A 26072-nucleotide genomic window follows, 5' to 3' on the forward strand; every position below is an offset into this window, starting at 1 on the left:
TGGTGGCCGGAAGGGTTCCGGGCCGATGGTGATGGGTACTGCAGGAAGCGAGCCATAGAGCAGCTACAAGCCGCAAGCTACAAGCTGCAAGATAGAGCGGACGCAGGCGGACAGCTCTTTCTTGCCGCTTGTAGCTTGCAGCTTGAAGCTGTTTCTTTAGAAGAAGCCCAGCGGGTTGATGTCGTAGCTCACCAGCAGGTTCTTGGTCTGCTGGTAGTGGTCGAGCATCATCTTGTGGGTTTCACGGCCGACGCCGGACTTCTTGTAGCCACCGAACGCGGCATGCGCCGGGTACAGGTGGTAGCAGTTGGTCCACACACGGCCGGCCTTGATGCCGCGGCCCATGCGGTAGGCGCGGTTGATGTCGCGGGTCCACACACCGGCGCCGAGGCCGAACTCGGTGTCGTTGGCAATCGCCAGGGCTTCGGCTTCGTCCTTGAAGGTGGTGACGCTGACCACCGGGCCGAAGATTTCTTCCTGGAACACGCGCATCTTGTTGTTGCCCTTGAGCAGGGTCGGCTGAATGTAGTAACCCGTGGCCAGCGAGCCTTCGAGTTGCTCCACCTTGCCGCCGGTCAGCAGCTCGGCGCCTTCTTCCTGGGCGATCTTCAGGTAGGACTGGATCTTGTCGAACTGCTGCTGCGAGGCCTGGGCGCCGACCATGGTGTCGGTGTCCAGCGGGTCGCCGCGCTTGATCTGCAGCACCTTCTTCATCACCACTTCCATGAACTGCGGGTAGATCGACTCCTGTACCAGCGCCCGCGACGGGCAGGTGCACACTTCGCCCTGGTTGAAGAACGCCAGCACCATGCCTTCGGCGGCCTTGTCGATGAAGCTCGGCTCGGCCTGCATGATGTCTTCGAAGTACACGTTCGGCGACTTGCCGCCCAGTTCGACGGTGGACGGGATGATGTTCTCCGCTGCGCACTTCATGATGTGCGAGCCGACCGGGGTGGAGCCGGTGAAGGCGATCTTGGCGATGCGCTTGCTGGTGGCCAGCGCTTCACCGGCCTCGCGGCCATAGCCTTGCACCACGTTGAGCACGCCTTTGGGCAGCAGGTCGCCGATCAGCTCCAGCAGCACGGTGATGCCCAGCGGGGTCTGTTCGGCGGGCTTGAGCACCACGCAGTTGCCGGCGGCCAGGGCCGGGGCGAGCTTCCAGGCGGCCATCAGCAGCGGGAAGTTCCAGGGGATGATCTGCCCGACCACGCCCAGCGGCTCGTGGATGTGGTAGGCCACGGTGTTCTCGTTGATCTCGGCGGCGCCGCCTTCCTGGGCGCGGATGCAGCCGGCGAAGTAGCGGAAGTGGTCGACGGCCAGCGGGATGTCGGCGTTGAGGGTTTCGCGGATCGGCTTGCCGTTGTCCCAGGTTTCGGTGATGGCCAGCAGTTCGAGGTTCTGCTCGATGCGGTCGGCGATCTTCAGCAGCACGTTGGAGCGGTCCTGCACTGAAGTGCGGCCCCAGGCATCGGCGGCGGCGTGGGCGGCGTCGAGGGCCTTGTCGATGTCTTCGGCAGTGGAACGAGGGAACTCGGCGATCGGCTGGCCGTTCACCGGCGAGGTGTTGGTGAAGTACTCACCCTTTACCGGAGGAACGAACTCACCACCGATGTAGTTGCCGTAGCGGGTCTTGAAGTTGACCTTGGCGCCCTCGGTACCGGGATGTGCGTAACGCATGGTGTGTCTCCTGGTCATTGTGATTGTTGCGGAGTTACCAAGCGTAGAGCAAAGGTCGGGCCAGTGCCGTCGGGCCCTTGCAGATCAATGACTTGGGTCATTTTTTCAGGCGGGTCGACACGGCCCTGTACCAAGGCTGGCACGGGCCGGGTGACATTTTGTACCGTTCATGGCACAGCCGGTGACTCGGTGGTCAGCCAGCATTGCAAAGCGCTCGTGCCTGGAGGATGCTGGCGCAACGCTCTATCTGCGGAGAACAACAACAAATGCAGAGCAATTCGTTCAGCCGCCACGCCCAGCAAGTGCTGACTGTCGCCCATGGCCAGGCCAGCGGGCCAGGCAGCGACCCCTCCATCGCCCGCTCCTGGCTGCGTTGCCTGGAGGACTATCACCTCGACCCTGCGCGCGCCCAGGCCCCGGTGGTGCTCGAACACGGCCGCCTGCTGGAAAGCCGCGAGCGCCTGCAGCAGGTGCTGCAGATCGCCGACAACGAGATGAACAGCCTGCACCAGCAGCTTTCGGGCAGCGGGCATGCGGTGCTGCTCACCGATGCCCGCGGGGTGATCCTCAACTGTGTGACCGCACCCGGCGAGCGGCGCATTTTCGAGCGTGCCGGGTTGTGGCTTGGTGCCGACTGGAGCGAGGCGCGCGAGGGCACCAACGGCATTGGCACCTGCCTGGTCGAGCGCCAGGCCCTGACCATCCACCAGGGCGAGCACTTTCGTGGCCGTCATACCGGCCTGACCTGCTCGGCCAGCCCGGTGTTCGACCCCCACGGTGAACTGCTGGCGGTGCTCGACGTGTCGTCGGCGCGGCCGGATGTGTCGCGCCAGAGCCAGTTCCACACCATGGCGCTGGTCAACCTGTCGGCGAAGATGATCGAGAGCTGTTACTTCCTGCGCCACTTCGAGCAGCAATGGCTGCTGCGTTTCCACCTGCAGGCCGAATCGGTCGGTTTGTTCAGCGAGGGCTTGCTGGCGTTCGACGGCGACGGGCGGATCTGCGCTGCCAACCAGAGCGCGCTGAACCTGCTGGGCAGCATTCGCGGTGGCGTGCTGGGCAAGCCGGTTGATCGGTTCTTTGCCTGCAGTCATGACGAACTGTTCAGCCGCGCCACGGCGCAAGGCAGCACGGCGTGGCCACTGCATACCCGTGATGGCCGGCAGGTGTTCGCCAGCCTGCGCGGCCAGGCGCGTAAACCTGTGTGGTCGGTGCCGGCGGCGTTGCCCCAGGCACGCCAGGCCGCCGAGCCGGGCATCTGCCTGCTCGACCCGGCGTTGCAGCATGACTTTCGCCGGGCCGTGCGGGTCTTCGAACGTGATGTGCCGCTGCTGCTGCGCGGTGAGACCGGGTGTGGCAAGGAGGCGTTCGCCCAGGCCGTGCACCAGGCCAGTGCCCGCCGTCACAAACCCTTCGTGGCGATCAACTGCGCGTCGATCCCGGAAAGCCTGATCGAGAGCGAGCTGTTCGGCTATCGCGGCGGCAGTTTCACCGGGGCACGCAAGGAAGGCATGCGCGGCAAGCTGTTGCAGGCCGATGGCGGCACCCTGTTGCTCGACGAGATCGGCGACATGCCGCTGGCGTTGCAGACCCGCTTGCTGCGGGTGCTGGAAGAGCGTCAGGTGGTGCCGATTGGCGGTGAACCGCAAGCTGTGGATGTGCGCATCATCAGCGCCACCCACCGCGATTTGCTCGAGCGGGTGGCGCAGGGGGGCTTTCGCGAAGACCTTTATTACCGCCTCAATGGCCTGGAGGTGGCGTTGCCGGCGCTGCGCGAGCGCAGTGACAAAGGGCAGTTGCTGGACTTTTTGCTGGGTCAGGAGGCCGAAGGGCAGGCGCTGGCTATCGAGCCCGCGGCGCGCCAGGCGCTGCTCGATTTTGCCTGGCCGGGTAACGTGCGGCAGATGCGTAACGTGCTGCGCACGCTGGTGGCGTTGTGTGATGAGGGCCTGATCGAGTTTCAGGACCTCCCGGCTTTGGTTCGTAACGTGGGAGCGGGCTTGCCCCGCGATGGCGTCCGACCAGGCAAGGACGATGGCCCTGCCGACGCCATCGCGGGGCAAGCCCGCTCCCACAATGGTCATGCTCGCCTTGAGAATGCCGAACGTGATGCATTGCTGGCAGTACTGGAAGCAAACCGCTGGCACATGACCCACGTCGCCGAGCACTTGGGCATCAGCCGCAACACCCTGTATCGGAAACTGCGCAAACACGGCATCGCCAGAGCCGGCTGAGCGAAACAGCGGGTGCGATTTCCCGCGCCCTGGGCTACCCTGCGTCGACGTTTTGCGAGGTCGACCATGCACATTCATATTCTCGGTATTTGCGGCACTTTCATGGGCTCGCTGGCGGTGCTGGCCAAGGCACTTGGCCATCGCGTCACCGGCTCGGACGCCAACGTCTATCCGCCCATGAGCACCCAGCTCGAAGCCCAGGGCATCGAGCTCACCCAGGGCTATGACCCTGCACAACTGGAGCCGGCCCCGGACCTGGTGGTGATCGGCAACGCCATGTCGCGGGGCAACCCGGCGGTGGAGTACGTGCTGAACAAGGGCCTGCCTTATGTGTCCGGCCCGCAGTGGCTGGCCGACCATGTGCTGCAGGGCCGCTGGGTGCTGGCAGTGGCCGGTACCCACGGCAAGACCACCACCAGCAGCATGCTGGCCTGGGTGCTCGAACACGCCGGCATGAGCCCGGGCTTCCTCATCGGTGGCGTGCCGCAGAACTTTTCGGTCTCCGCCCGCCTGGGCGATACGCCGTTCTTCGTGGTCGAGGCCGACGAATACGACAGCGCGTTCTTCGACAAGCGCTCGAAGTTCGTCCACTACCACCCGCGCACCGCGATCCTCAACAACCTTGAGTTCGATCACGCGGACATCTTCCCGGACCTTGCAGCCATCGAGCGGCAGTTCCATCACCTGGTGCGCACCATCCCGAGCGAAGGCCTGGTCATCCACCCGACCACCGAGCAGGCCCTGGAGCGGGTGATCGGCATGGGCTGCTGGACCCCGGTGCAGACCACCGGCGAGGGTGGCCAATGGCAGGCGCGCCTGCTCAGTGCCGACGGCTCGCGCTTCGAAGTGCTGTTCGGCGGTGAGGTGCAAGGCGTGGTGGACTGGGAAATGACCGGCCAGCATAACGTCGCCAACGCCCTGGCCACCCTGGCCGCCGCCCGTCATGTCGGTGTGGTGCCGGCCATGGCCATCGACGGCCTGAGTGCGTTCAAGAGTGTGAAGCGGCGCATGGAGAAAGTCGCCGAAGTGCAGGGCGTGACCATCTACGACGACTTCGCCCACCACCCGACCGCCATCGCCACCACCCTCGATGGCCTGCGCAAGCGCGTCGGCGAGGCACCGGTGATTGCGGTGATCGAGCCGCGCTCCAACTCCATGAAGCTCGGCGCGCACCGCGATGGCTTGCCGGAAAGCGTCAACGATGCCGACCAGGTGATCTGGTATGCCCCGGCCAACCTGGGCTGGGACCTCGCCGCCACGGCCGCCCAGTGCAAGGTACCCAGTGTGGTCGCCGACAGCCTCGAAGCGATCATCGAACGCATCAAGGGCCAGGCCCGCCCGGGCACCCATGTGGTGATCATGAGCAACGGCGGTTTCGGCGGCCTGCATGGCAAGCTGGCCGAGGCACTGAAGTGAACGGGCCGCAGCGCATCACCCTGGCCATGACCGGCGCCTCTGGGGCGCAATATGGCCTGCGCCTGCTCGACTGCCTGGTGCGTGAGGACCGCGAGGTGCACTTCCTCATCTCCAAGGCTGCGCAACTGGTGATGGCTACCGAGACCGATGTGCTGCTGCCGGCCAAGCCCCAGGCGATGCAGGCCTTCCTCACCGAGTACACCGGCGCCGCCGATGGGCAGATCCGTGTGTATGGTAAGGAAGACTGGATGTCGCCGGTGGCTTCAGGCTCCGGCGCGCCGGCGGCGATGGTGGTGGTGCCCTGTTCCACCGGTACGCTCTCGGCGATTGCCACCGGTGCCTGCAACAACCTGATCGAACGCGCGGCCGACGTCACACTCAAGGAGCGACGCCAGTTGATCCTGGTGCCGCGTGAAGCACCGTTCTCCACCATCCACCTGGAGAACATGCTCAAGCTTTCGCAGATGGGCGCGGTGATCCTGCCGGCGGCGCCGGGCTTCTACCACCAGCCGCAGACCATCGACGACCTGGTCGATTTCGTCGTGGCGCGGATTCTCAACCTGCTGAACATTCCCCAGGACATGCTGCCGCGCTGGGGTGAGCATCACTACGGGGTCGACGATTGAGGCGGGTTCTGTTCGGGCTGCTGGTGCTGACCCAGCTTGGCGGTTGCGCCACGGTGCGCACGCTGGACGCGAACAAGCCGGGCGCCCCGGTGGTGTATGCCGGAACGCGGCTGGACCTGTATGTGATGAATGGCGGCTGTTGCCCGCAAGATCACTTCGGTGCGCTGGCGCCGGCCTATCCGGGGCTGGACCTGCCGGGGAGCGCGTTGCTCGATACCTTGCTGTTGCCGTTGTCGTTGCTGACGGCGGCGGGGATTGGCTTTAACGCCACAGGTGGGCTGTAGCAAAAGGTTAGTCATTGATCAGGTAGAGACTGTGGGAGCGGGTTTACCCGCGAATGCGTCTTTGGGGTCAATGGCGCATTTGCGGGTGAACCCGCTCCCACAGGTTATGCACTTCGCGTTTCAATTCACTTTTTGCCCAGCCTGCGCAGTTCGTCCGACTCGACCACCCGAATCCCGTCCTCTTCTTCCAGCGCCAGGCGCCACAGCGCCCTGGCCAGCGTACAGGCCTCGATCCCACGATACTTGCCCGGGATCAGCCGGGAGAAGGGCGCGGCCATGCGCTCTCCCAGTCGAGGTTCGATGCGCTCGCCCAGCAGCAATGACGGCCGCACGATGGTCAGCTGCGGCCAGTCCTGACGCTTGAGCGCCTCTTCCATCTCGCCCTTGACCCGGTTGTAGAAGATCGAAGATTTTGCGTCGGCCCCCAGCGCGCTGATCACCAGCAGGTGGCGCGCCCCCATCTCGCGGGCGCGCTTGCTGAAGGCCACGACCATGTCCAGGTCGACCGCACGGAAGGCGTTTTCCGAGCCGGCCTGCTTGAGTGTGGTGCCCAGGCAGCAGAAGGCGATATCGACACGGCCGGCCAGTTGCGGGAGAAACACGGCCGGGTCACCCACCGGGTTTTCCAGGTGCGGGTGCTCGGCCAGCGGCCGGCGAGTCGGCGCCAGCACGCGGCTGATGGTGGGCTCGTTGAGCAGGCGGTCGAGCAGGTGTTCACCCGTCAGACCCGTGGCACCGGCAAGCAGAACATGCTGAGGCGTCAAGTACATGATGTCTCTCCCTTGTTACACACAGCTTAGTGGGTGGCAGGTATTTTTGCCTGTTCGCCCGGTACTGGCTGTGTGCTATTGCGCAAGGCTTGTTCGGCCTGTTGGCGGCGCAGGCGCTGCCAGTGCGTGACCACGGCCGGCGGCGCCCAGAGCTGCGGCTCAGAGGCTTCGAAACCTTCCCTTCTCTCCCGTTCGGCAACACTTTGCCGCGCCAGTTCAAACGCCTGTTTCAGGTCGTCGGTCTGGTTCAATGCCTGGGCGAACAGGGCATCGCCGAAATAGGTGAAGTCGGCCTCTTCCGAGCAGCCGAACGATACCCGGTCGGGGCGGGCGGCGGTCATGATCAAGGTCCGGTCGTCCTTGAGCGGAGCGATATAGCCACCGGAGTAGCAGGCGGAGACAACGATGACCTTGTCGCGGTCCTTGAGGGGGGCGAGGGCGCTGGCCAGCTCGTCGGCGGTCAGGTCGGCCAGTTGCAGACGCGGCTGGTCGAGCACCAGCTGGTGGTCATGGCTGCCGTGGCTGGTCAGGTAGACGAACACCAGGTCTTCCGGGCCGCTGCGCTCGGCGATCACGCGAGCGGCGCGGGTGAGGTTCTCGCGGGTGGCCATGGGGCGGTCGGCAAGGTGGTCGCGGTGGTTGACCAGGGTCACCTGGCCATGGGCGCCGAAGCGAACCTTGAGCATGTTGCTGACGTAGTCGGCCTCGCGCATGAACACGCTTTGCTGGCCATCGCCGGCCACCACGAGGCTGTACAGCTGCACGGGGGGGAGCGAGCGCGGCACCTTGCTCAGGGCATCGTCCAGCAGCTTGCCCTGGTTGAGCAGGGCCAGGTCGAGTGGGTCGGGCAGCAGCTTGCTGTTCTCGTCACGCACACGCACGCCGTTGGTCCAGAAGCCAGCCTCGACCCGGCCGTCGGGGTGGGTCAGGCGGCCATGGCCCTGATAGGCGTCGTCGGCGAAGCCGCCAATGTACTCGCTGCCATCGGCCAGTTGCAGGCTGCCGTTGCCGTTGAACTTCCAGTCACGAAAAGCCCCTTTGTAGCGGCTGCCGTCGCTGCCCAGCAGTTCGCCCTGGCCCACCAGCGAGCCATCCTTGAAGTCGCCTATCCACACATCGCCGTCGGCATTCTCGTAGCGCCCTCGGCCTTCGAGGCGGTTGTCCTTGAACTCGCCGATGTACTGCTCGCCGTCGGCGCTGTCGTAGGTGCCGGCGCCCTGCAACTGGCCGTCGATGAAATGGCCGCTGAACTGATTGCCGCTGGCATCGCTGCGTACCCCGGCGCCATTGGGCTTGCCTTTGGCGAACAGGCCCTGGTAACGGCTGCCGTCGGCCAGGTCGAGCTGGCCGGCGCCGTCGTACTGGTCGTCCTTGAACTGGCCGCGGTAGGTCTGGTCATGTTGCTTGAGGGTGCCTTCGCCGTCGCGGCGGCCGTGCTTGAAGGTGCCGGCGTAATGGCTGCCTGGGGTGGTGAGGTCGCCCAGGCCCTGGAACAGCCCGGCGGCGAACTGGCCACGGTAGACCTCGCCGTTGCTGCCGTGCCATTCGCCCTGGCCATGCCATTGGCCATCCTTGAAGGTGCCGGCGTACCAGCTGCCATTGGGGTAGTCGATGCGCCCCTCGCCCTGCAACAGGCCGTTGACCACCTGGCCCCGGTAGCGGCCGCCATCGGGCAGGCGGGCGTCAGGTGGCGACAAGGGTTCGCCATCGCCGCAGGCGGCGAGCAGCAGGATCAGGGTCAGGGGTAGCAGGGGGCGCATGGCGGGTTCCGGGCCGAACGATGCATGGAGTATGCCGCACAATGCGTGAAAGGGTGAATTGGGGCGCTTGTGGGAGTGGGTAAGCCCACTCCCACAAGTGTTCAGTCAGCCCTTCAGACGAAGCAGAGCGACAGCGGCTCGGCGATGTAGGCCGGTTTCTCCTCACCTTCGATCTCGAGGGTTACGGTGGCCTTGAGCAGCCACTGGCCGGGCTTCTTCTCGATGGCGTCGGTCAGGTCCACCTTCAGCCGCACATTGCTGTCGACTTTGACCGGTTGGATGAAGCGCACGCTGTCCAGGCCGTAGTTGACCACCATCTTCAGGCCTTCGGGCAGCACCAGCAGGTCCTCCATCAGCTTGGGAATCAGCGACAGCGTGAGGAAACCATGGGCGATGGTGGTACCGAACGGGGTCTTCGCCGCTTTGACCGGGTCGACATGGATGAACTGGAAATCGCCGGTGGCCTCGGCGAACAGGTTGATGCGTTGCTGATCGATCTTCAGCCAGGCGGAACGTCCCAGTTCCTTACCAACGTACTGCGAAAGCTCTGTAACTGGTACATGGGGCATCGCGACTCTCCAGGTTGTCATTTGGTACGAAGGTGCAAGATCAGCACGGCCAGCCGTTGCAGTCAAGTTATGCCTTTTTCGCCGAATATCGCCTTATAGCCGCGTGCTTGGCGTGCTTATAATGGCCGCCTGCTTTCAGGAGGTCTTTATGCTGTTGCGTGGGTTGACCTGGCTGGTGCTGTTCCAGCTGCTGGGGACGGCGATCAATCATCTGTTCCTGCCTATCCTGCCCGGGCCGATCATCGGCCTGTTGCTGCTGTTGGCCTTCCTGATGGCGCGCGGTGAAGTGGGCAAGCCGCTCAACGAAGCCGCCAGCAGTCTGCTGCGCTACCTGCCGTTGCTGCTGGTGCCGCCGGCTGTGGGGGTGATGGTCTACGCCAGGGACATTGCCGCCGACTTCTGGGCAATCGCCGGCGCCTTGCTGATCTCCTGCCTGGTGACCCTGGTGTTCGTTGGCGTGCTGATGCAGAAGCTGATCCACCGCCAGGGCAAGCGCGAGGAGCTGCCATGACCCTCGACTGGCATGGCGCGCTCGACGCGGTGATCCATCATCCGTTGTTCGGCATCGGTATCACCCTGGCGGCCTATCAGTTGGTGCTGGCGGCTTATGAAAAGACCCGCTGGATCTTCCTGCAGCCGGTGCTGGTGTCGATGCTGGTGGTGATCGGCGTGCTGCTGGTGTGCGGCATCGATTACGCCGAGTACCGCAAGAGCACCGAGATCATGGGTACGCTGCTGGGGCCGGCTACCGTGGCCCTGGCAGTGCCGCTCTACCTGAACCTGCGCCGTATCCGTCAGCTGTTCTGGCCGACATTTACTACGCTGGTAATCGGAGGTTTGTTCGCCACGCTGGCCTGTCTGGCCCTGGGCTGGTGGTTCGGCGCCGAGCACATGATCCTGATGACCATGGCGCCCAAGTCGGTCACCTCGCCGATCGCCATGCTGGTGGCCGAACAGATTGGTGGCGTGGCGGCGCTGGCGGCGGTGTTCGTGCTGATCACCGGGGTGATCGGGGCGATCTTCGGCCCGGCGCTGTTGACCCGCTTCGGCGTGCTCAGCCCCGAGGCCCGGGGCATGGCCCTTGGCGTAACCGCCCACGCGGTGGGTACCTCGGTGGCCTTGCAGGAAAGTGATGAATGCGGCGCCTTCGCCGCGCTGGCGATGAGCCTGATGGGGGTGGCCACGGCGGTGTTCCTGCCGTTGGCGGTCAGCCTGGTGGCATGAGGACTTGAGATGACGTTACCGCTGTTTCCCCTCAATACCGTGCTGTTCCCCGGTTGCCTGCTCGACCTGCAGATCTTCGAGGCGCGCTACCTGGACATGATCGGCCGCTGCATGAAGCAAGGTGCAGGCTTTGGTGTGGTGTGCATCCTCGAGGGCGAGCAGGTGGGCAAGGCCCCGCCGGCGGTGGCATCGATAGGTTGTGAGGCGCTGATCCGCGATTTCGTGCAGCAGGACAATGGCCTGCTGGGGATTCGCGTCGAAGGTGTGCGGCGCTTCAGTGTCGAGCAGACCGAGGTGCAGAAGGACCAGTTGCTGGTCGGTGAAGTCAACTGGCTGCCGGAACTGGCCGACAGTCCGCTGGTAGAGCAGGACGATGACCTGCTGGCGCTACTGCTGGCGCTGGGCGAGCACCCGATGGTCGAGGCGCTGGACATGCCGCGTGACGTGGATGGGCGGCAGTCGCTGGGCAACCAGCTCGCCTATCTGTTGCCGTTCATGGAAGAAGACAAGCTCGATTTGCTGGCGATCGATTCGCCGCAGCAACGATTGGAGGCGATCCAGGCGTTGCTGGAGCGGATTCAGGGTGAGCTGTTTGCCTGAATGCATCATTGGCCCCTTCGCGGCTGAAGCCGCTCCCACAGGGGCTGCGTATAACCTGTGGGAGCGGCTTTAGCCGCGCAGTCGCCCTCAATACTGATAACGCAGCAACGCCTTCGGCAATGCATGCAGCACAAAGAACGCCAGCAGCGCGACACACGCCGGCAGCACCAGCCACCACACCCGTTGCGACAAGGCCGTGAGCGGCTGGCGATACTGCACCAGCGTCAGGCCCAGCGCGCACACGCAACACGCCAACAGCGCCCCGGCCAGGATATCGGTCGGCCAGTGTGCCCCCAGGTACACCCGCGACAGGGCGATCGCCAGGGCCGGCAGGCAGCCCAGCATCACCCAGGTCAGGCGCATGCGCGGTGGTTGCCCGCGCCCGGCCAGTACCGCCAGCACCAGGAAGAAGGCGAACGCCGCCGAGCTGTGGCCGCTGGGCATGCTGTAGCTGGTCAGCGGGTCGCTCAGCACCTCTGGGCGGGCCCGGGCAAACAGCCATTTCAGCGTGCCATTGGCGATTGCCGTGCCGATCAGTACCGAGCCTGCGAACAGTGCATGGCGCCACTGCCGGGCCAGCAGCAACAACCCGGTCAGCAGGCCACCAAGGAAGAACTGCGTACGGAAATCGCCCAGGCGGGTGATCATCACCACGGCGCCGTCGAGTGCCTGGCTGCGGTGCTCCTGCACCAGGGTCATCACCCCTTGGTCGAATTCGCTCAGGTACGGCCAGCCGACGAACAGGGCGGCCACCGCCACGCCGCTGAGCGCGGCGACCAGGCGGGTGCCGTGGCGCTGGTCGCGGATGCTGCTGTTCAGGCTCAGGCCAATCAATACCGCAAGGGTGCCGACGATGATCCCGGCATCCAGCCAGAACCCCTCGGGCAGCGGCAGGCGCATGGCGGCGCCGGTGGCCCAGCCAGGCAGCAGGTAGGCCACCGACCAGCCGGCGCCGGCCACCAGGCTGACGGCGATGAAGCGCGGCAGCGGCATGTCGAACATGCCCGCGACCATCGGCAGCATCGGCCGCAGCGGGCCGATGAAGCGGCCCACCAGCAGGCTGGCGATGCCGTAGCGCTGGAAGTAGGCCTCGGCGCTGCCAATCCATTGCGGGTGGCTGCGCAGCAGCGGCAGGCGGCGGATGTTCTGGTGGAAATACTTGCCCACAGCATAGGAAATGGCGTCACCCAGCAGGCCGCCGAGGAAACCCAGCAACAGGGTTTCGCCCAGGCTGAAGGCGCCGCTGCCGGCCAGCACGGCGACAGCGAACAGCAGTACGGTGCCGGGCACGATGATGCCGGCGATCGCCAGGCATTCCACGCAGGCCACCACGAAGATCGCCAGGCCCAGCCACTGCGGGTTGGCGCCAAGCCAGGAGGTCAGGCTGTCTAGCCATTGGCCCATGGGTCAGTTTCCTTGTTCGAGAATGAAGAAGTCTTGGCCTTCGACCTGGCCGCGGCGCAGTGGGTTGCGCGTGCAGTAGCGGGCATATTCGGCGTCGACGAAACGATAGGGCAGGTGCTCGTCACGGCCGTGGGGGATCCCCAGTCGGGCGGCCTGCAGCACCCGGGGCACGCGGATGCCGCAGTCCTCGACGTACAACCGCTCGGGGTCGAAGCGCTTGGCGTCCCAGTGCGGCACCTTGAGGCCCATGGCCCGGCATAACAGGGTCTGGCCGTTGCACAGGCGTTCTGGCGGGCGCAGGTTGCCGCTGGCGTCGGGGTTGTTCTGTTGCATCTGCGCCAGGCTGTTTTCGTCGGACAGGGCATCGACCCAAGGGTAGGCGGACTTGATCAGCACCGCGTTGCCCGGGCCATGGGCGCTGAAGTTCAGTGAGTCACCGCCGCGGGCGTAGTACATGTAGATATGCCCGCCATCGAGGAACAGCGCCTTGCGCTTTTCGGTAAAGCCCAGGGACGCGTGGCTGCCCTTGTCGGTGAGGTAGTAGGCCTCTGTCTCGATGATCCGCGCTGCCAGCCAGAGATTGCCGTGACGGTGGCGGATCACCTTGCCGAGCAGGTCGCGGGCGAGGGTCTGGGCGTCGCGGTCGAAAAAGCTGTCGGGCAGGGCGCGGGCCGGGCAGGGGGCGTGTTCGGGCATGCGGGCGGTTCGTGGCGGTAAAGCCGGGGATGATAGCAATGATTGGCTTAATCGAGGCTGAATCGCGGGCTGCTTCATCGCTGGCAAGCCAGCTCCCACAGGAGGGTGCCAAGCCTGTGGGAGCTGGCTTGCCAGCGATGACGGTAGTGCAGGTGTGGGATTTTTCGATAAGGCTGGTTACATCTTTCCTACGCATCGACGCCCACCATTTTCTACCATCCGCCACCCACCGCTGGGCGTACCGAAGCGCGCCAGTTATAATCAGCCGATTTCCCCTTTCGCCAAGACACCGAGCCCATGACTGAGTCCGTTCTTGACTACATGACCCGCCTGGGTCACGCCGCCCGTGAGGCCTCGCGGGTCATCGGCCGTGCCAGCACCGCGCAGAAGAATCGCGCCCTGCAGGCCGCCGCCGACGCGCTGGACGCCGCCCGCGACGTGCTCACCGCAGCCAATGAACAGGACCTTGCCAACGGCCGTGCCAATGGCCTGGAGCCCGCACTGCTGGACCGCCTGGCACTCACCCCGGCGCGTATCGACGGCATGATCACCGGCCTGCGCCAGGTGGCCAGCCTGCCGGACCCGGTCGGCGCCATGCGGGACATGAGCTACCGCCCGTCGGGCATCCAGGTCGGCAAGATGCGCGTGCCGCTGGGGGTGATCGGGATCATCTACGAATCGCGTCCCAACGTGACCATCGACGCCGCCAGCCTGTGCCTCAAGTCGGGCAACGCCACCATCCTGCGCGGCGGCTCCGAAGCCATCCATTCCAACCGCGCCATTGCCACCTGCATCCAGCGTGGCCTGGCCGAAGCCGGCCTGCCGCCGGCGGTGGTGCAGGTGGTCGAGACCACCGACCGCGCCGCGGTGGGCGCGCTGATCAGCATGCCTGAGTTCGTCGATGTGATCGTGCCGCGCGGCGGCCGTGGCCTGATCGAACGCATCAGCCGTGATGCGCGGGTGCCGGTGATCAAGCACCTGGACGGCATCTGCCACGTTTTCGTCGACGAACACGCCGACCTGGACAAGGCCTGGCGCGTTGCCTTCAACGCCAAGACCTACCGCTACGGCATCTGCGGCGCCATGGAAACGCTGCTGGTCGACCAGCGCGTGGCCGAGCGCTTCCTGCCGGAGATGGCCCGCCGCTTCCAGGAAAAGGGCGTCGAGCTGCGCGGCTGCCAGCGCACCCAGGCGATCATCGACTGCCAGCCGGCCACTGAAGACGACTGGCACACCGAATACCTCGACGCGATCCTGTCGATCCGTGTGGTCGACGGCCTGGACCAGGCCATCGAGCACATCAACCACTATGGCTCGCACCACACCGATTCGATCATCACCGAACACCAGGGCCAGGCCCGGCGCTTCATCGCCGAGGTCGACTCGGCGTCGGTCATGCTCAACACCCCGACCTGCTTCGCCGATGGCTTCGAGTACGGCCTGGGCGCGGAGATCGGCATTTCCACCGACAAGCTGCATGCCCGCGGCCCGGTCGGCCTGGAAGGCCTGACCTGCGAGAAGTACGTGGTGATCGGCGACGGCCAGCTGCGCGGCCAGGAGTCCTGCTGAGTTGAGCAAGGCGGTGGCGGTCCGGCGCGTCGGCATGCTCGGCGGTACCTTCGACCCGGTGCATATCGGTCACCTGCGCAGTGCGCTGGAAGTGGCCGAGTTCATGCACCTGGACGAGTTGCGCCTGCTGCCCAACGCCCGCCCGCCGCACCGCGATACGCCGCAAGTGGCGGCGCAGGACCGCTTGGCCATGGTGCGCAGCGCCGTAGAGGGTGTCGGCTGCCTGAGTGTGGACGCCCGCGAGCTGGCGCGCGACAAGCCGTCGTACACCATCGACACCCTCGAATCGGTGCGTGCCGAGCTGAATGGGCACGACCAGTTGTTCCTGATCATGGGCTGGGACGCGTTCTGCGGCCTGCCCAGCTGGCACCGCTGGGAAGAGTTGTTGCAACACTGTCACATCCTGGTGCTGCAACGCCCGGATGCTGATGTCGAACCCCCTGACGAGCTGCGCAACCTGCTGGCTGCGCGCTCACAGAACGACCCCACCGCCATGTCCGGCCCGGCGGGGCATATTTCGTTCGTCTGGCAGACGCCGCTCGCGGTGTCCGCCACGCAGATCCGACAGCTGCTGGCCAGCGGCAAGTCGGCGCGGTTCCTGGTGCCGGACGCAGTACTGGCCTACATCGAGGCGCACGATCTGTATCGTGCGTCCAACTGACGGCGCCCACGGGCGCCTCATTCAATGAGTTGAACGAGTTTTATATGACCAAGCAGAAAATCAATGGCATCAGTGGCGAAGAGCTGGTCGCGCTGACCAAGGCCGCGCTGGAAGACGTCAAGGCCCAGGACATCCAGGTTATCGACGTGCGCGAGAAGCACAGCCTGACCGACTTCATGATCATCGCCACCGGTACTTCCAATCGCCAGATCAACGCGATGCTGGAAAAGGTCCGTGAAGCGGTCAAGGCCAAGGGCGCTCAGCCACTGGGCGAAGAAGGCAAGGGCGACAGCGACTGGGTGCTGCTGGACCTGAACGACGTCATCGTGCACATGATGACCGCCGCCGCGCGCCAGTTCTACGACCTGGAGCGCCTGTGGTTGGGTGCCGAGCAGAGCCGCGCCAACGATGGCAAGCACCACAGCCCGGAGCACGCGCACGAGTATTCCGACAAGCTCAAAGACCGGGAATAAGGAAGCGTCGTGCGTCTGCGTCTGATCGCGGTCGGCTCGCGCATGCCCAAGTGGGTCGAGGAAGGCTGGCATGAATATGCCAAGCGCCTGCCCCCGGAGCTTGCGCTCGAGCTGGTGGAAATCCCGCTGAATACCCGCGGCAAGAACGCCGATGTCGCCCGCCTGATCCGTCAGGAGGGCGAGGCGATGCTGAGCAGGGTGCAGCCCGGGGAACGCATCGTCACGCTGGAGGTCCATGGCAAGCCGTGGAGTACCGAGCAGCTGGCGGGCGAACTGGATCGTTGGCGCCTGGATGCGCGTACGGTCAACCTGATGGTGGGCGGCCCGGAAGGGCTGGCGCCGGAGGTCTGCGCACGCAGCGAGCAGCGCTGGTCGCTGTCGCCGCTGACGTTGCCGCACCCGTTGGTAAGGATACTGATCGGCGAGCAGATCTATCGCGCCTGGACCGTGCTGTCCGGGCATCCGTACCACAAATGAACCTGTAAGCCCGCCGATGCCGCAGCAGATCCGCCTCAAGGACCACGAGAAAGACGCCCGCCTGGTGCGCAACCGCGTCGTCGTGGGCGCCGTGGCGGTGGTGCTGCTCGTCTGCGTATTGATCGCCCGGCTCTACTTCCTTCAGGTCATCCAGTTCGACTACCACTCGACGCTGTCGGAAAACAACCGGGTGCATGTGCAGCCGATCCCGCCGACCCGCGGGCTGATCTTCGACCGCAACGGGGTGATCGTCGCCGACAACCGGCCCAGCTTCAGCCTGGTGATGACCCGCGAGCGCTCCGGCAACCCTGGCAAGTGGCAGGAAGTGCTGGATGTGATTGTCGAGGTGCTGGAGCTCACCCCGGATGACCGCGCCCTGTTCGAGAAGCGCATGAAGCAGGGGCGTCGGCCATTCGAGCCGGTGCCGATCCTGTTCGAGCTCAACGAAGAACAGATCGCCCGTATCGCGGTCAACCAGTTCCGCCTGCCCGGTGTCGAGGTGGCGGCGCAGTTGGTGCGTCACTACCCGCAGGGCGCGCACTTTGCCCACTCGGTGGGCTACGTGGGGCGGATCAACGAGAAAGAGCTGAAGACCCTCGACCCGGTGAACTACAGCGGTACCCACCACATCGGCAAGACCGGCATCGAGCGATTCTACGAAGACGACCTGCACGGCCAGGTGGGCTACGAGGAAGTCGAGACCAATGCCCGGGGCCGGGTGCTGCGGGTGCTCAAGCGCACCGACCCCAAGCCGGGCAAGGATATCGTGCTGAGCCTCGACATCAAGCTGCAGGAAGCGGCCGAGCAGGCGCTGGGCGGGCGGCGCGGCGCGATCGTGGCGCTCGACCCGCGCACCGGCGAAGTGCTGGCGATGGTCAGCCAACCGAGCTTCGACCCCAACCTGTTCGTCACCGGCATCAGCTTCAAGGCCTATGCCGAGCTGCGCGACTCGATCGACCGGCCACTGTTCAACCGTGTGCTGCGCGGCCTGTACCCGCCGGGCTCGACCATCAAGCCGGCGGTGGCCATTGCCGGCCTGGACAGTGGGGTGGTGACCGCCTCCAGCCGGGTGTTCGACCCGGGCTACTACCAACTGCCCAACTACGACCACAAGTACCGCAACTGGAACCGCACCGGCGATGGCTGGGTGGACCTGGATGTGGCGATCATGCGGTCGAATGACACGTACTTCTACGATCTTGCACACAAGATGGGCATCGACCGCTTGTCCAACTACATGAACCGGTTCGGCATCGGGCAGAAGGTCTCGCTGGACATGTTCGAGGAATCCCCCGGCCTGATGCCGTCCCGCGAATGGAAGCGCGCCACCCGCCGCCAGGCTTGGTTCCCGGGCGAAACGCTGATCCTCGGTATCGGCCAGGGCTACATGCAGACCACGCCGCTGCAACTGGCCCAGGCCACCGCGCTGATCGCCAACAAGGGGGTGTGGAACCGCCCGCACCTGGCCAAGACCATCGAAGGCCAGCCGCCGGTGGACGAGAACCCGATGGAAAACATCGTCCTGCGCGACAAGTCCGACTGGGCCAAGGTCACCCATGGCATGGAGCAGGTGATGCACGGTGCCCGTGGTACCGCGCGCAAGGCGGCCCTTGGCTCGCAATACCGTATCGCCGGCAAGAGCGGCACCGCGCAGGTGGTGGCGATCAAGCAGGGCGAGAAGTACGACCGCAACAAGCTCCAGGAGCGCCACCGCGACCACGCCCTGTTCGTTGCCTTCGCCCCCGCCGAAGACCCGAAGATCGTGGTCTCGGTGATGGTCGAGAACGGCGAGTCCGGCTCCGGTGTCGCCGCCCCCGTGGTACGCCAGGTCATGGACGCCTGGCTGCTCGACGAGAACGGCCGGCTCAAGCCTGAGTTCGGCCCCGCCACAGTCGCCCAGGAAACGGCCCCGTGATGAACAACTTCGATCGCATGCTCTCCAGCGAAGACGTGATGCGCCGGCGCGCCAGCTTCCTGCAGCGCATCCACGTCGACGGCCCCTTGCTGCTCATCCTGCTGACGCTGGCCGCCGGCAGCCTGTTCGTGCTGTATTCGGCCAGCGGCAAGAACTGGGACCTGCTGATGAAGCAGGCCACCTCCTTCGGCATCGGCCTGGTGTCGATGTTCATCATTGCCCAGCTGGAGCCGCGCTTCATGGCACGCTGGGTGCCGCTGGCCTACCTCACCGGGGTGATGCTGCTGGTGGTGGTGGACGTGATGGGCCACAACGCCATGGGCGCCACGCGCTGGATCAACATCCCCGGGGTGATTCGCTTCCAGCCCTCGGAGTTCATGAAGATCATCATGCCGGCGACCATCGCCTGGTACCTGTCCAAGCGCACCCTGCCGCCGCATCTGAAGCACGTGGCGATCAGCCTGGTGCTGATCGGCGTACCGTTCATCCTCATCGTGCGCCAGCCCGACCTCGGCACGGCGCTGCTGATCCTCGCCTCCGGCGCCTTCGTGCTGTTCATGGGCGGCCTGCGCTGGCGCTGGATCATCAGTGTGATCGCTGCTGCGGTGCCGGTGGCAGTGGCCATGTGGTTCTTCGTCATGCACGACTACCAGAAGCAGCGCGTGCTGACCTTCCTCGACCCGGAAAGCGACCCGCTGGGCACCGGCTGGAACATCATCCAGTCCAAGGCGGCGATCGGCTCGGGCGGGGTGTTCGGCAAGGGCTGGCTGCTGGGCACCCAGTCGCACCTGGACTTCCTGCCGGAAAGCCACACCGACTTCATCATCGCCGTGCTGGGCGAGGAATTCGGCCTGGTCGGCATTTGCCTGCTGCTGCTGATCTACATGCTGCTGATCGGCCGTGGGCTGATGATCACGGCCCAGGCGCAGACCCTGTTCGGCAAGCTGCTCGCAGGCAGCCTGACCATGACCTTCTTTGTTTATGTGTTCGTCAATATCGGTATGGTCAGCGGCCTTCTGCCCGTGGTGGGTGTGCCGCTGCCCTTCATCAGCTATGGCGGAACTTCGTTGGTGACGCTGCTGTCAGCGTTTGGCGTTCTGATGTCGATCCATACGCACCGCAAATGGATTGCTCAAGTTTGAAAAAGGTGAAGAATTCAATGCAAGCAGTGCGTGGCTGGTTTGCCCGTTGTGTGCCGTGGATCGGTGTGGTGGGCCTGTGCGGCGCTGTCCAGCAAGCCCTTGCCGGCGATTACGACGGCTCGCCCCAGGTGGCCGAGTTCGTTGGCGAGATGACCCGTGATTACGGCTTTGCCAGTGAGCAGTTGCTGGGCGTGTTCAGCGAGGTACAGCGCAAGCAGGCGATCCTCGACGCGATCTCGCGGCCGGCCGAGCGGGTCAAGCCGTGGAAAGAGTACCGCCCGATGTTCATCACCGACGCGCGCATCGCCCGCGGGGTGGACTTCTGGCGCCAGCACGAGGCGGTGCTGGCCCGCGCCGAGCAGGAATACGGCGTGCCGGCGCAGTACATCGTCTCGATCATCGGCGTGGAGACCTTCTTCGGCCGCAACACCGGCAACTACCGGGTGATCGACGCACTGTCCACCCTCGGTTTCGACTATCCGCCGCGCGCCGAATTCTTCCGCAAGGAGCTGCGCGAGTTCCTGCTGCTGGCCCGTGACGAGCAGCTCGACCCGCTGACGCTCAAGGGCTCCTACGCCGGCGCCATGGGCCTGCCGCAGTTCATGCCGAGCAGCTTTCGCAACTACGCGGTGGATTTCGACGGCGACGGCCACATCAATATCTGGAACAACCCTGACGATGCCATCGGCAGCGTCGCCAGCTACTTCAAGCGTCACGGCTGGGTAGCCGGTGGGGCCGTGGTCAGCCGCGCGCAGGTCGCAGGCGCCAGCGCCGACGAAGGCCTGACCACCGGCATCGAGCCGGTCAAGACCGTGGGGCAGTTGCGAGCGCTGGGCTGGTCGAGTCATGATGCGCTGCGCGATGATCTGCCGGTCACCGCCTTCCGCCTGGAAGGTGAGTACGGCCCCGAGTACTGGATGGGCCAGAAGAACTTCTACGCGATCACTCGCTATAACCGCAGCGTGATGTATGCCATGGCGGTGCATCAGCTTGCCGAACAGCTGGTTCAAGCACGGGGCGTCAAGTAATGCGCGCAATCATCTCTGCCAACACCTTCAAGCTGCTGACCTGCGTCACCGTCGGCATGCTCCTGGTCAGCTGCTCCAGCAGCCGCCCGACCTCCCAGGGCAGCGGCAACGCGGTGCGTTCGCAGCCGGGCCTGGACATCAACCGCGCCCACAAGGATGGCGCGCCGTGGTGGGACGTGGACGTCAACAAGATCCCCGATGCCACCCCGACCGTGCACACCGGCAACTACAAGGCCAACCCGTACACGGTGCTGGGCAAGACCTATTACCCGATGCAGGACTCGCGCAACTACCGCGCCGAGGGCACTGCCTCGTGGTACGGCACCAAGTTCCACGGGCAGAACACCGCCAACGGCGAACTGTACGACCTCTATGGCATGAGCGCGGCGCACAAGACCTTGCCGCTGCCGGCCTACGTGCGGGTAACCAACCTGGCCAACGGCCGCAGCGTGATCCTGCGGGTCAACGACCGTGGGCCGTTCTATTCCGACCGCATCATCGACCTGTCCTACGCTGCGGCGAAGAAGCTCGGCTATGCCGAGAGCGGTACCGCCCATGTGCGCGTCGAAGGTATCGACCCGCAGCAATGGTGGGCCCAGCGTGGCCAGCAGCCGCCGCTGATGCTCAAGGAGCCGCAGGTCGCCCAGGCCCAGCCGATCGCCGCCAGCACCGGGCGTGTCGAGCAGTGGACCCCGCCGCCGCAGCAGCACGCGGCACCCGTGGTGCCGGTGCAGCTGAGCGGCAACAACGTGCCGAACAGCAACGGTGGCAGCATCCTGCAGGTGGGCGCCTTCGCCAACCCGGACGCCGCCGAGCTGCTGCGCTCCAAGCTGAGCACCATGGTCAGTGCGCCGGTGTTCATCAGCTCTGTCGTGCGTAACCAGCAGACCCTGCACCGAGTCCGCCTGGGGCCGATCAACAGCCAGGGCGAGATCCAGCAGACTCAGGACAGCATTCGCCTGGCCAATCTCGGCCAGGCCAAAGTCGTCACCGACTAGCAGCGGCAAGCTTCAAGAAAAAGCCACGGTGCACGCCTGCTCTTTCTTGCCGCTTGAAGCTTGCGGCTTGCAGCTCTTGCTGTCGGTTTGTTCATGAATTGCCGGGCGTTGCCATGTACAATGCCCGCTTTTGCCCGCAGCGGCATTAGGTCGCACTTTTGCGGGCCAGGCCATTGGCCATAAAACTAGACTGACGGGGCGCCGGGCACACGATGTGGCCCGCGGAACATCAGACCATTAGCGATTTACGAGAGACGGATGAACATCACCAACCTTGCCAAACGACTTTGCCTGCCTGTTCTGCTGCTGATCACGCCTGTCGCCTTCGCGGCCGAGCAGATGATGCCGGCACCACCGCAACTGGCCGCCAAATCCTATGTACTCATGGACGCGGCCAGCGGCAACGTGCTGGTCGAGAACAACGGTGACGAGCGTCTGCCGCCAGCCAGCCTGACCAAGCTGATGACCGCTTACATCGCCACCCTCGACATCCGTCGTGGCCAGATCGGCGAGAACGACCCGGTGACCGTCAGCGAAAACGCCTGGCGCACCGGCGGTTCGCGCATGTTCATCAAGGTCGGCAGCCAGGTGACCGTCAGCGACCTGCTGCACGGCATCATCATCCAGTCCGGCAACGATGCATCGGTGGCCCTGTCCGAGCACATCGCCGGCAGCGAAGACGCCTTCGCCGACATGATGAACAAGACTGCCGCCGATCTGGGCATGGGCAACAGCCACTTCATGAACCCGACCGGCCTGCCGAACCCGGAGCACTACTCCTCGGCCCACGACATGGCCCTGCTGGCACGCGCGATCATCAACGAAGACCCTGCGCACTACGCCATCTACTCGCAGAAAGAGTTCTTCTGGAACAACATCAAGCAGCCTAACCGCAACCTGCTGCTGTGGCGCGACAAGACCGTCGACGGCCTGAAAACCGGCCACACCGACGAAGCAGGCTACTGCATGGTCGCCTCCGCCGTCCGTGACGGCCAGCGCCTGATCGCCGTGGTGTTCGGCACCAACAGCGAGCAATCGCGTGCCGCCGAAACGCAAAAGCTGCTGACCTATGGCTTCCGCTTCTTCGAAACCCAGACCTTCTATCAGAAGGGCACCGAGCTGACTCAGGCCCCGGTATGGAAAGGCGCTACCAATCAGGTCAAAGCTGGCCTGGCCAACGACCTGACCATGACCATGCCTAAAGGCCAGTTGAAACGCCTGCAGGCTTCGATGAGCATGAATCCGCAACTGACCGCTCCGATCGCCAAAGGTGACGTGATCGGCAAAGTGGAAGTCAAACTGGACGAGAAAGTGATTCACAGCGCCGACCTGATCGCCCTCGATGGCGTGGAAGAAGCTGGTTTCTTCGGCCGTATGTGGGACAGCATCCGTCTGTTCTTCTATGGTTTGTTCAACTGATACGTGACCTGCATGCCCCCGTGAACCAGGCGGGGGCGTTGCTGTTGCCACGGCTTACGAGGCCATCCCGCAATGAGCGAAGAAGACGTCAAGTCGCATAAGATCGAATTCCCTTGCGAGGACTATCCGATCAAAGTGATCGGCGATACCGTGGTCGGTTTCAAGGACACGGTGATCGAGATCCTCAGCAAGTACGCCAAGGTCGATCTGGCCACGCTGGCGGAGCGCCAGAGCAAGGAAGGCAAGTACACCACGGTGCAACTGCACATCATTGCCGAAAGCGAAGATCAACTGCACGACATCAACAGTGCCCTGCGTGCCACCGGCATCGTGAAAATGGTGCTGTGATGAGCGCATGCCTCGGTATCCGCGAGCTCGGCCTGCAGCCCTATGAACCGGTGCTGGAGGCCATGCGTCGCTTTACCGAGGCGCGTGGCCCGGATGCCCAGGACGAAGTCTGGCTGGTGGAGCACCCGGCGGTGTTCACCCAGGGCCAGGCTGGCAAGGCCGAGCATCTGCTGGTGCCTGGCGACATCCCGGTGGTGAAGACCGATCGCGGCGGCCAGGTGACCTACCACGGCCCCGGCCAATTGGTCGCCTACCTGCTGCTGGATGTGCGCCGCCTGGGCTTTGGTGTGCGCGAACTGGTCAGCCGCATCGAGCAGACGCTGATCGAGCTGCTCGCCAGCTACGGCGTGCAGGCTAACGCCAAGCCCGATGCCCCTGGCGTATATGTCGATGGAGCGAAAATCGCCTCCCTTGGCCTGCGAATCCGCAACGGTCGTTGCTTCCACGGCCTTGCTCTGAATGTGGACATGGACCTTGCGCCATTCCGCCGAATCAATCCCTGTGGGTATGCGGGGCTGGCGATGACCCAGCTGCGCGACCTGGCAGGCCCGATCGAACTCGACGAGGTCAGGACAAGGCTGCGCGGACAGCTGGTCAAGCACCTCGACTACGCTGAGCAGACGACCCTCACGGGCGGAATCGACTGAATATGACAACTGTGCAAGAAGCCGTGCCTAACCTGATCCCGTCGCAAGACGTCACCTCGCGCCCCGCGTCCAAGAAAGTCGAAGCCGGCGTGAAGCTGCGCGGCGCCGAAAAGGTGGCGCGCATTCCGGTGAAGATCATCCCCACCGAAGAACTGCCGAAGAAACCCGACTGGATTCGCGTGCGCATCCCGGTTTCGCCGGAAGTCGACCGTATCAAGCAGCTGCTGCGCAAGCACAAGCTGCACAGCGTGTGCGAAGAGGCCTCCTGCCCGAACCTGGGGGAGTGCTTCTCGGGTGGCACCGCCACCTTCATGATCATGGGTGACATCTGCACCCGTCGCTGCCCGTTCTGCGACGTCGGCCATGGCCGGCCGAAACCGTTGGACCTGGACGAGCCGAAGAACCTTGCCGTGGCCATCGCCGACCTGCGCTTGAAGTACGTGGTGATCACTTCTGTGGACCGCGACGACCTGCGCGACGGCGGTGCCCAGCACTTCGCCGACTGCATTCGCGAGATTCGCGCGCTGTCGCCGGGTGTGCAGCTCGAGACCCTGGTGCCGGACTACCGCGGCCGTATGGACGTGGCGCTGGAAATCACCGCGCAGACCCCGCCGGATGTGTTCAACCACAACCTCGAAACCGTACCGCGCCTGTACAAGGCCGCGCGCCCGGGCTCGGACTACGACTGGTCGCTGGACCTGCTGCAGAAGTTCAAGCAGATGGTGCCGCACGTACCGACCAAGTCCGGGCTGATGCTGGGCCTGGGCGAGACCGACGAGGAAGTGATCGAGGTCATGCACCGCATGCGTGAGCACGAGATCGACATGCTCACCCTCGGCCAGTACCTGCAGCCGTCGCGCAGCCACCTGCCGGTGCAGCGCTTCGTGCACCCGGACACCTTCGCCTGGTTCGCCGAGGAAGGCTACAAGATGGGCTTCAAGAACGTCGCTTCCGGCCCGCTGGTACGCTCCTCTTACCACGCCGACCAGCAGGCTCACGAAGCCAAGATCAAGCTCTGAAGCGGGCTTGAGCTGAACATGCCGATGCGCGCTGAGAGGCGGCATCGGCTTTTTTTTAGCTGTAAGTTTCGAGCGACAAGCTGCAAGGAGTAGCGCGATGAATTGCGTGGAGACCGTTGAAACCCTGCTGCCTGGGGCTCTGTCCGGCAATGCCCGGTTCGCTATCGTCGCCCCGGCAGGGCCGGCCCGACTGGATGCAGACAAGGCTCGCCAGTGGTTCGACAGCCGTGGGTATCAATGCCGCATCTACCCAGGCGTCAACCAGGCCGATGGGTACCTGGCGGGCAGTGATCAACAGCGCCTGCAAGACCTGCACGATGCCTTCCAGGCCCCGGACATCGACGCCATTGTGTGCATGCGTGGCGGCTACGGCAGCATGCGCCTGCTGGATGCGCTGGACTTCGACCTGATCCGTCGCCACCCCAAGCCGCTGGTGGGCTACAGCGATATCACCGCGCTGCATACGGCGCTCAATCGGCATGCCGGGCTGATTACCTTCCACGGCGCGATGCTCAATGCCGATCTGTTGGGGGACAAGCTGGAGCCGACGGTGAGCTCACTGTTCGAGCAGTTGGGTGGGCGGCTGGGGGAGGGTGATGCCATTGTTCACCCGGCGGCCTACCCGCTGACCACGGTTGTGCCGGGTGTGGCGAGCGGACGGCTGGTTGGCGGTAACCTGTCGTTGCTGGGCGCAACGCTGGGGACTGTGGCCGAGATCGATTGCGAGGGCGCGATCCTCTTTATCGAGGACGTCAACGAGCCGCTGTACCGGCTTGACCGGCTGCTGACCCAGTTGCGCCTGGCGGGCAAGCTGCAAGGCCTGCGGGGCGTGCTGGTGGGAGACTTTGCCGGGGTGACGGTTGCAGCGATGACGCCGCTGCTGCTGGATATCTTCGGTCCGCTTGGGGTGCCGGTACTGGCCGGGTGGCGCAGCGGTCACTGTGATCCGAACCTGTGTTTGCCGATGGGGGCCAGAGTGCGGCTGGATGCTGAAGAGCAGCACCTGGTGCTTTCGCAGGATCTGTTCAGGGGTTGAGATCGCCGGGGCTGCTTTGCAGCCCTATCGCGGCGCGAGGCCGCTCCTACAGGTAGGTCGCATTTCTCTGTAGGAGCGGC

At 64.7% G+C, this 26072-nt stretch carries 26 protein-coding genes; 20 read left to right on the forward strand and 6 right to left on the reverse strand.

The window, feature by feature from the left end; all coding sequences use genetic code 11:
* Positions 1-156: 156 nt before the first annotated feature.
* Entirely contained in the window at positions 157-1677 is a 1521-nt protein-coding gene (exaC, locus tag EJA05_RS03215) for an acetaldehyde dehydrogenase ExaC (protein WP_125462456.1), read from the reverse strand.
* Positions 1678-1943: 266 nt separating this feature from the next.
* Here exaC and EJA05_RS03220 point away from each other — a divergent pair, with 266 nt between their 5' ends.
* The 4 genes from EJA05_RS03220 to EJA05_RS03235 all read left to right on the forward strand — a co-directional run bounded on the left by EJA05_RS03220 (position 1944) and on the right by EJA05_RS03235 (position 6237).
* Entirely contained in the window at positions 1944-3911 is a 1968-nt protein-coding gene (locus EJA05_RS03220; protein WP_125857294.1) for a sigma-54-dependent Fis family transcriptional regulator, read from the forward strand.
* Between the two features lie 66 nt (positions 3912-3977).
* Positions 3978-5327, forward strand: a complete 1350-nt coding sequence (gene mpl / locus EJA05_RS03225) for a UDP-N-acetylmuramate:L-alanyl-gamma-D-glutamyl-meso-diaminopimelate ligase (RefSeq protein ID WP_125857295.1) — start codon at positions 3978-3980, stop codon at positions 5325-5327.
* Positions 5324-5953, forward strand: a complete 630-nt coding sequence (gene ubiX / locus EJA05_RS03230; protein WP_125462459.1) for a flavin prenyltransferase UbiX — start codon at positions 5324-5326, stop codon at positions 5951-5953. Before mpl ends, ubiX begins: the two co-directional genes overlap by 4 nt.
* Positions 5950-6237: a YceK/YidQ family lipoprotein gene (locus EJA05_RS03235; RefSeq protein ID WP_125857296.1), complete on the forward strand. Its 288-nt coding sequence runs from the start codon at positions 5950-5952 to the stop codon at positions 6235-6237. The genes ubiX and EJA05_RS03235 overlap by 4 nt, the downstream gene beginning before the upstream one ends.
* Positions 6238-6362: 125 nt before the next feature.
* Here the strand turns inward: EJA05_RS03235 and EJA05_RS03240 are convergent, their stop codons facing one another.
* The 3 genes from EJA05_RS03240 to EJA05_RS03250 form a co-directional block, all read right to left on the reverse strand.
* Positions 6363-7007: an oxidoreductase gene (locus EJA05_RS03240; RefSeq protein ID WP_125462461.1), complete on the reverse strand. Its 645-nt coding sequence runs from the start codon at positions 7005-7007 to the stop codon at positions 6363-6365.
* Between the two features lie 26 nt (positions 7008-7033).
* Positions 7034-8767 (reverse strand): C13 family peptidase, encoded by a 1734-nt coding sequence (locus EJA05_RS03245; RefSeq protein ID WP_125857297.1) that lies wholly within the window; start codon positions 8765-8767, stop codon positions 7034-7036.
* A 113-nt stretch (positions 8768-8880) separates the two neighbouring features.
* Entirely contained in the window at positions 8881-9336 is a 456-nt protein-coding gene (locus EJA05_RS03250; RefSeq protein WP_125462463.1) for a MaoC family dehydratase, read from the reverse strand.
* Between the two features lie 148 nt (positions 9337-9484).
* On the opposite strand from EJA05_RS03250, the gene EJA05_RS03255 reads away from it, so the two are divergent.
* From EJA05_RS03255 to EJA05_RS03265, 3 genes are read left to right on the forward strand one after another with little or no spacing between them, the layout of a single operon-like run.
* Positions 9485-9847 (forward strand): CidA/LrgA family protein, encoded by a 363-nt coding sequence (locus tag EJA05_RS03255; RefSeq protein WP_125857298.1) that lies wholly within the window; start codon positions 9485-9487, stop codon positions 9845-9847.
* The gene (locus EJA05_RS03260; protein WP_110993385.1) at positions 9844-10560 is read left to right on the forward strand and encodes an LrgB family protein; all 717 of its coding nucleotides are present in this window, start codon (positions 9844-9846) and stop codon (positions 10558-10560) included. The genes EJA05_RS03255 and EJA05_RS03260 overlap by 4 nt, the downstream gene beginning before the upstream one ends.
* A 9-nt stretch (positions 10561-10569) precedes the next feature.
* Complete coding sequence (locus EJA05_RS03265) at positions 10570-11160, forward strand: LON peptidase substrate-binding domain-containing protein (protein WP_125462465.1); 591 nt, start codon at positions 10570-10572, stop codon at positions 11158-11160.
* An 87-nt stretch (positions 11161-11247) separates the two neighbouring features.
* Here the strand turns inward: EJA05_RS03265 and EJA05_RS03270 are convergent, their stop codons facing one another.
* Both EJA05_RS03270 and EJA05_RS03275 read right to left on the reverse strand, forming a co-directional pair.
* The gene (locus tag EJA05_RS03270; protein WP_125857299.1) at positions 11248-12564 is read right to left on the reverse strand and encodes a bifunctional DedA family/phosphatase PAP2 family protein; all 1317 of its coding nucleotides are present in this window, start codon (positions 12562-12564) and stop codon (positions 11248-11250) included.
* Between the two features lie 3 nt (positions 12565-12567).
* Positions 12568-13260, reverse strand: coding sequence for a DNA-3-methyladenine glycosylase (locus tag EJA05_RS03275; protein ID WP_125857300.1), 693 nt, complete (start codon positions 13258-13260; stop codon positions 12568-12570).
* Between the two features lie 297 nt (positions 13261-13557).
* On the opposite strand from EJA05_RS03275, the gene EJA05_RS03280 reads away from it, so the two are divergent.
* From EJA05_RS03280 to EJA05_RS03340, 13 genes are all read left to right on the forward strand, one after another.
* The gene (locus EJA05_RS03280; RefSeq protein WP_125857301.1) at positions 13558-14829 is read left to right on the forward strand and encodes a glutamate-5-semialdehyde dehydrogenase; all 1272 of its coding nucleotides are present in this window, start codon (positions 13558-13560) and stop codon (positions 14827-14829) included.
* A 34-nt stretch (positions 14830-14863) separates the two neighbouring features.
* The gene (gene nadD, locus EJA05_RS03285) at positions 14864-15490 is read left to right on the forward strand and encodes a nicotinate-nucleotide adenylyltransferase (protein WP_189654551.1); all 627 of its coding nucleotides are present in this window, start codon (positions 14864-14866) and stop codon (positions 15488-15490) included.
* A gap of 44 nt (positions 15491-15534) precedes the next feature.
* Positions 15535-15963 carry a ribosome silencing factor gene (rsfS, locus tag EJA05_RS03290; protein WP_110993391.1) on the forward strand — a complete coding sequence of 143 codons (429 nt, stop codon included), beginning with the start codon at positions 15535-15537 and terminating at the stop codon, positions 15961-15963.
* A 9-nt stretch (positions 15964-15972) separates the two neighbouring features.
* Positions 15973-16440, forward strand: coding sequence for a 23S rRNA (pseudouridine(1915)-N(3))-methyltransferase RlmH (gene rlmH / locus EJA05_RS03295; protein WP_125857302.1), 468 nt, complete (start codon positions 15973-15975; stop codon positions 16438-16440).
* Positions 16441-16456: 16 nt separating this feature from the next.
* Entirely contained in the window at positions 16457-18355 is a 1899-nt protein-coding gene (gene mrdA, locus EJA05_RS03300) for a penicillin-binding protein 2 (protein ID WP_110993392.1), read from the forward strand.
* 38 nt (positions 18356-18393) lie between these two features.
* Entirely contained in the window at positions 18394-19497 is a 1104-nt protein-coding gene (gene rodA, locus EJA05_RS03305; protein ID WP_189654552.1) for a rod shape-determining protein RodA, read from the forward strand.
* Positions 19498-19514: 17 nt separating this feature from the next.
* Positions 19515-20525: a lytic murein transglycosylase B gene (gene mltB / locus EJA05_RS03310; RefSeq protein WP_125462471.1), complete on the forward strand. Its 1011-nt coding sequence runs from the start codon at positions 19515-19517 to the stop codon at positions 20523-20525.
* Complete coding sequence (locus EJA05_RS03315; RefSeq protein ID WP_125462472.1) at positions 20525-21523, forward strand: septal ring lytic transglycosylase RlpA family protein; 999 nt, start codon at positions 20525-20527, stop codon at positions 21521-21523. Before mltB ends, EJA05_RS03315 begins: the two co-directional genes overlap by 1 nt.
* Before the next feature lie 258 nt (positions 21524-21781).
* Positions 21782-22942, forward strand: coding sequence for a D-alanyl-D-alanine carboxypeptidase family protein (locus EJA05_RS03320; RefSeq protein ID WP_110993396.1), 1161 nt, complete (start codon positions 21782-21784; stop codon positions 22940-22942).
* A 72-nt stretch (positions 22943-23014) separates the two neighbouring features.
* A complete protein-coding gene (locus EJA05_RS03325) occupies positions 23015-23290 on the forward strand; it encodes a DUF493 domain-containing protein (RefSeq protein ID WP_110993397.1) in 276 nt (91 codons plus the stop codon).
* On the forward strand, positions 23290-23937 hold the full coding sequence (lipB, locus tag EJA05_RS03330; protein ID WP_125462473.1) for a lipoyl(octanoyl) transferase LipB: 648 nt from the start codon (positions 23290-23292) through the stop codon (positions 23935-23937). Before EJA05_RS03325 ends, lipB begins: the two co-directional genes overlap by 1 nt.
* A 2-nt stretch (positions 23938-23939) precedes the next feature.
* Positions 23940-24956 carry a lipoyl synthase gene (gene lipA, locus EJA05_RS03335; RefSeq protein WP_125857303.1) on the forward strand — a complete coding sequence of 339 codons (1017 nt, stop codon included), beginning with the start codon at positions 23940-23942 and terminating at the stop codon, positions 24954-24956.
* 97 nt (positions 24957-25053) lie between these two features.
* On the forward strand, positions 25054-25992 hold the full coding sequence (locus EJA05_RS03340; protein ID WP_125857304.1) for a S66 peptidase family protein: 939 nt from the start codon (positions 25054-25056) through the stop codon (positions 25990-25992).
* Positions 25993-26072: the final 80 nt, after the last annotated feature.

It is taken from the genome of Pseudomonas oryziphila (assembly GCF_003940825.1).
Classification (GTDB): domain Bacteria; phylum Pseudomonadota; class Gammaproteobacteria; order Pseudomonadales; family Pseudomonadaceae; genus Aquipseudomonas; species Aquipseudomonas sichuanensis.

Coding starts and splice junctions, on each gene's coding strand:
- exaC (WP_125462456.1), bottom strand. CDS start 1,677: ATGCGTTACGCACATCCCGGTACCGAGGGCGCCAAGGTCAACTTCAAG.
- EJA05_RS03220 (WP_125857294.1), top strand. CDS start 1,944: ATGCAGAGCAATTCGTTCAGCCGCCACGCCCAGCAAGTGCTGACTGTC.
- mpl (WP_125857295.1), top strand. CDS start 3,978: ATGCACATTCATATTCTCGGTATTTGCGGCACTTTCATGGGCTCGCTG.
- EJA05_RS03240 (WP_125462461.1), bottom strand. CDS start 7,007: ATGTACTTGACGCCTCAGCATGTTCTGCTTGCCGGTGCCACGGGTCTG.
- EJA05_RS03245 (WP_125857297.1), bottom strand. CDS start 8,767: ATGCGCCCCCTGCTACCCCTGACCCTGATCCTGCTGCTCGCCGCCTGC.
- EJA05_RS03250 (WP_125462463.1), bottom strand. CDS start 9,336: ATGCCCCATGTACCAGTTACAGAGCTTTCGCAGTACGTTGGTAAGGAA.
- EJA05_RS03255 (WP_125857298.1), top strand. CDS start 9,485: ATGCTGTTGCGTGGGTTGACCTGGCTGGTGCTGTTCCAGCTGCTGGGG.
- EJA05_RS03260 (WP_110993385.1), top strand. CDS start 9,844: ATGACCCTCGACTGGCATGGCGCGCTCGACGCGGTGATCCATCATCCG.
- EJA05_RS03265 (WP_125462465.1), top strand. CDS start 10,570: ATGACGTTACCGCTGTTTCCCCTCAATACCGTGCTGTTCCCCGGTTGC.
- EJA05_RS03270 (WP_125857299.1), bottom strand. CDS start 12,564: ATGGGCCAATGGCTAGACAGCCTGACCTCCTGGCTTGGCGCCAACCCG.
- EJA05_RS03275 (WP_125857300.1), bottom strand. CDS start 13,260: ATGCCCGAACACGCCCCCTGCCCGGCCCGCGCCCTGCCCGACAGCTTT.
- EJA05_RS03280 (WP_125857301.1), top strand. CDS start 13,558: ATGACTGAGTCCGTTCTTGACTACATGACCCGCCTGGGTCACGCCGCC.
- nadD (WP_189654551.1), top strand. CDS start 14,864: ATGCTCGGCGGTACCTTCGACCCGGTGCATATCGGTCACCTGCGCAGT.
- rsfS (WP_110993391.1), top strand. CDS start 15,535: ATGACCAAGCAGAAAATCAATGGCATCAGTGGCGAAGAGCTGGTCGCG.
- mrdA (WP_110993392.1), top strand. CDS start 16,457: ATGCCGCAGCAGATCCGCCTCAAGGACCACGAGAAAGACGCCCGCCTG.
- rodA (WP_189654552.1), top strand. CDS start 18,394: ATGCGCCGGCGCGCCAGCTTCCTGCAGCGCATCCACGTCGACGGCCCC.
- mltB (WP_125462471.1), top strand. CDS start 19,515: ATGCAAGCAGTGCGTGGCTGGTTTGCCCGTTGTGTGCCGTGGATCGGT.
- EJA05_RS03315 (WP_125462472.1), top strand. CDS start 20,525: ATGCGCGCAATCATCTCTGCCAACACCTTCAAGCTGCTGACCTGCGTC.
- EJA05_RS03320 (WP_110993396.1), top strand. CDS start 21,782: ATGAACATCACCAACCTTGCCAAACGACTTTGCCTGCCTGTTCTGCTG.
- EJA05_RS03325 (WP_110993397.1), top strand. CDS start 23,015: ATGAGCGAAGAAGACGTCAAGTCGCATAAGATCGAATTCCCTTGCGAG.
- lipB (WP_125462473.1), top strand. CDS start 23,290: ATGAGCGCATGCCTCGGTATCCGCGAGCTCGGCCTGCAGCCCTATGAA.
- lipA (WP_125857303.1), top strand. CDS start 23,940: ATGACAACTGTGCAAGAAGCCGTGCCTAACCTGATCCCGTCGCAAGAC.
- EJA05_RS03340 (WP_125857304.1), top strand. CDS start 25,054: ATGAATTGCGTGGAGACCGTTGAAACCCTGCTGCCTGGGGCTCTGTCC.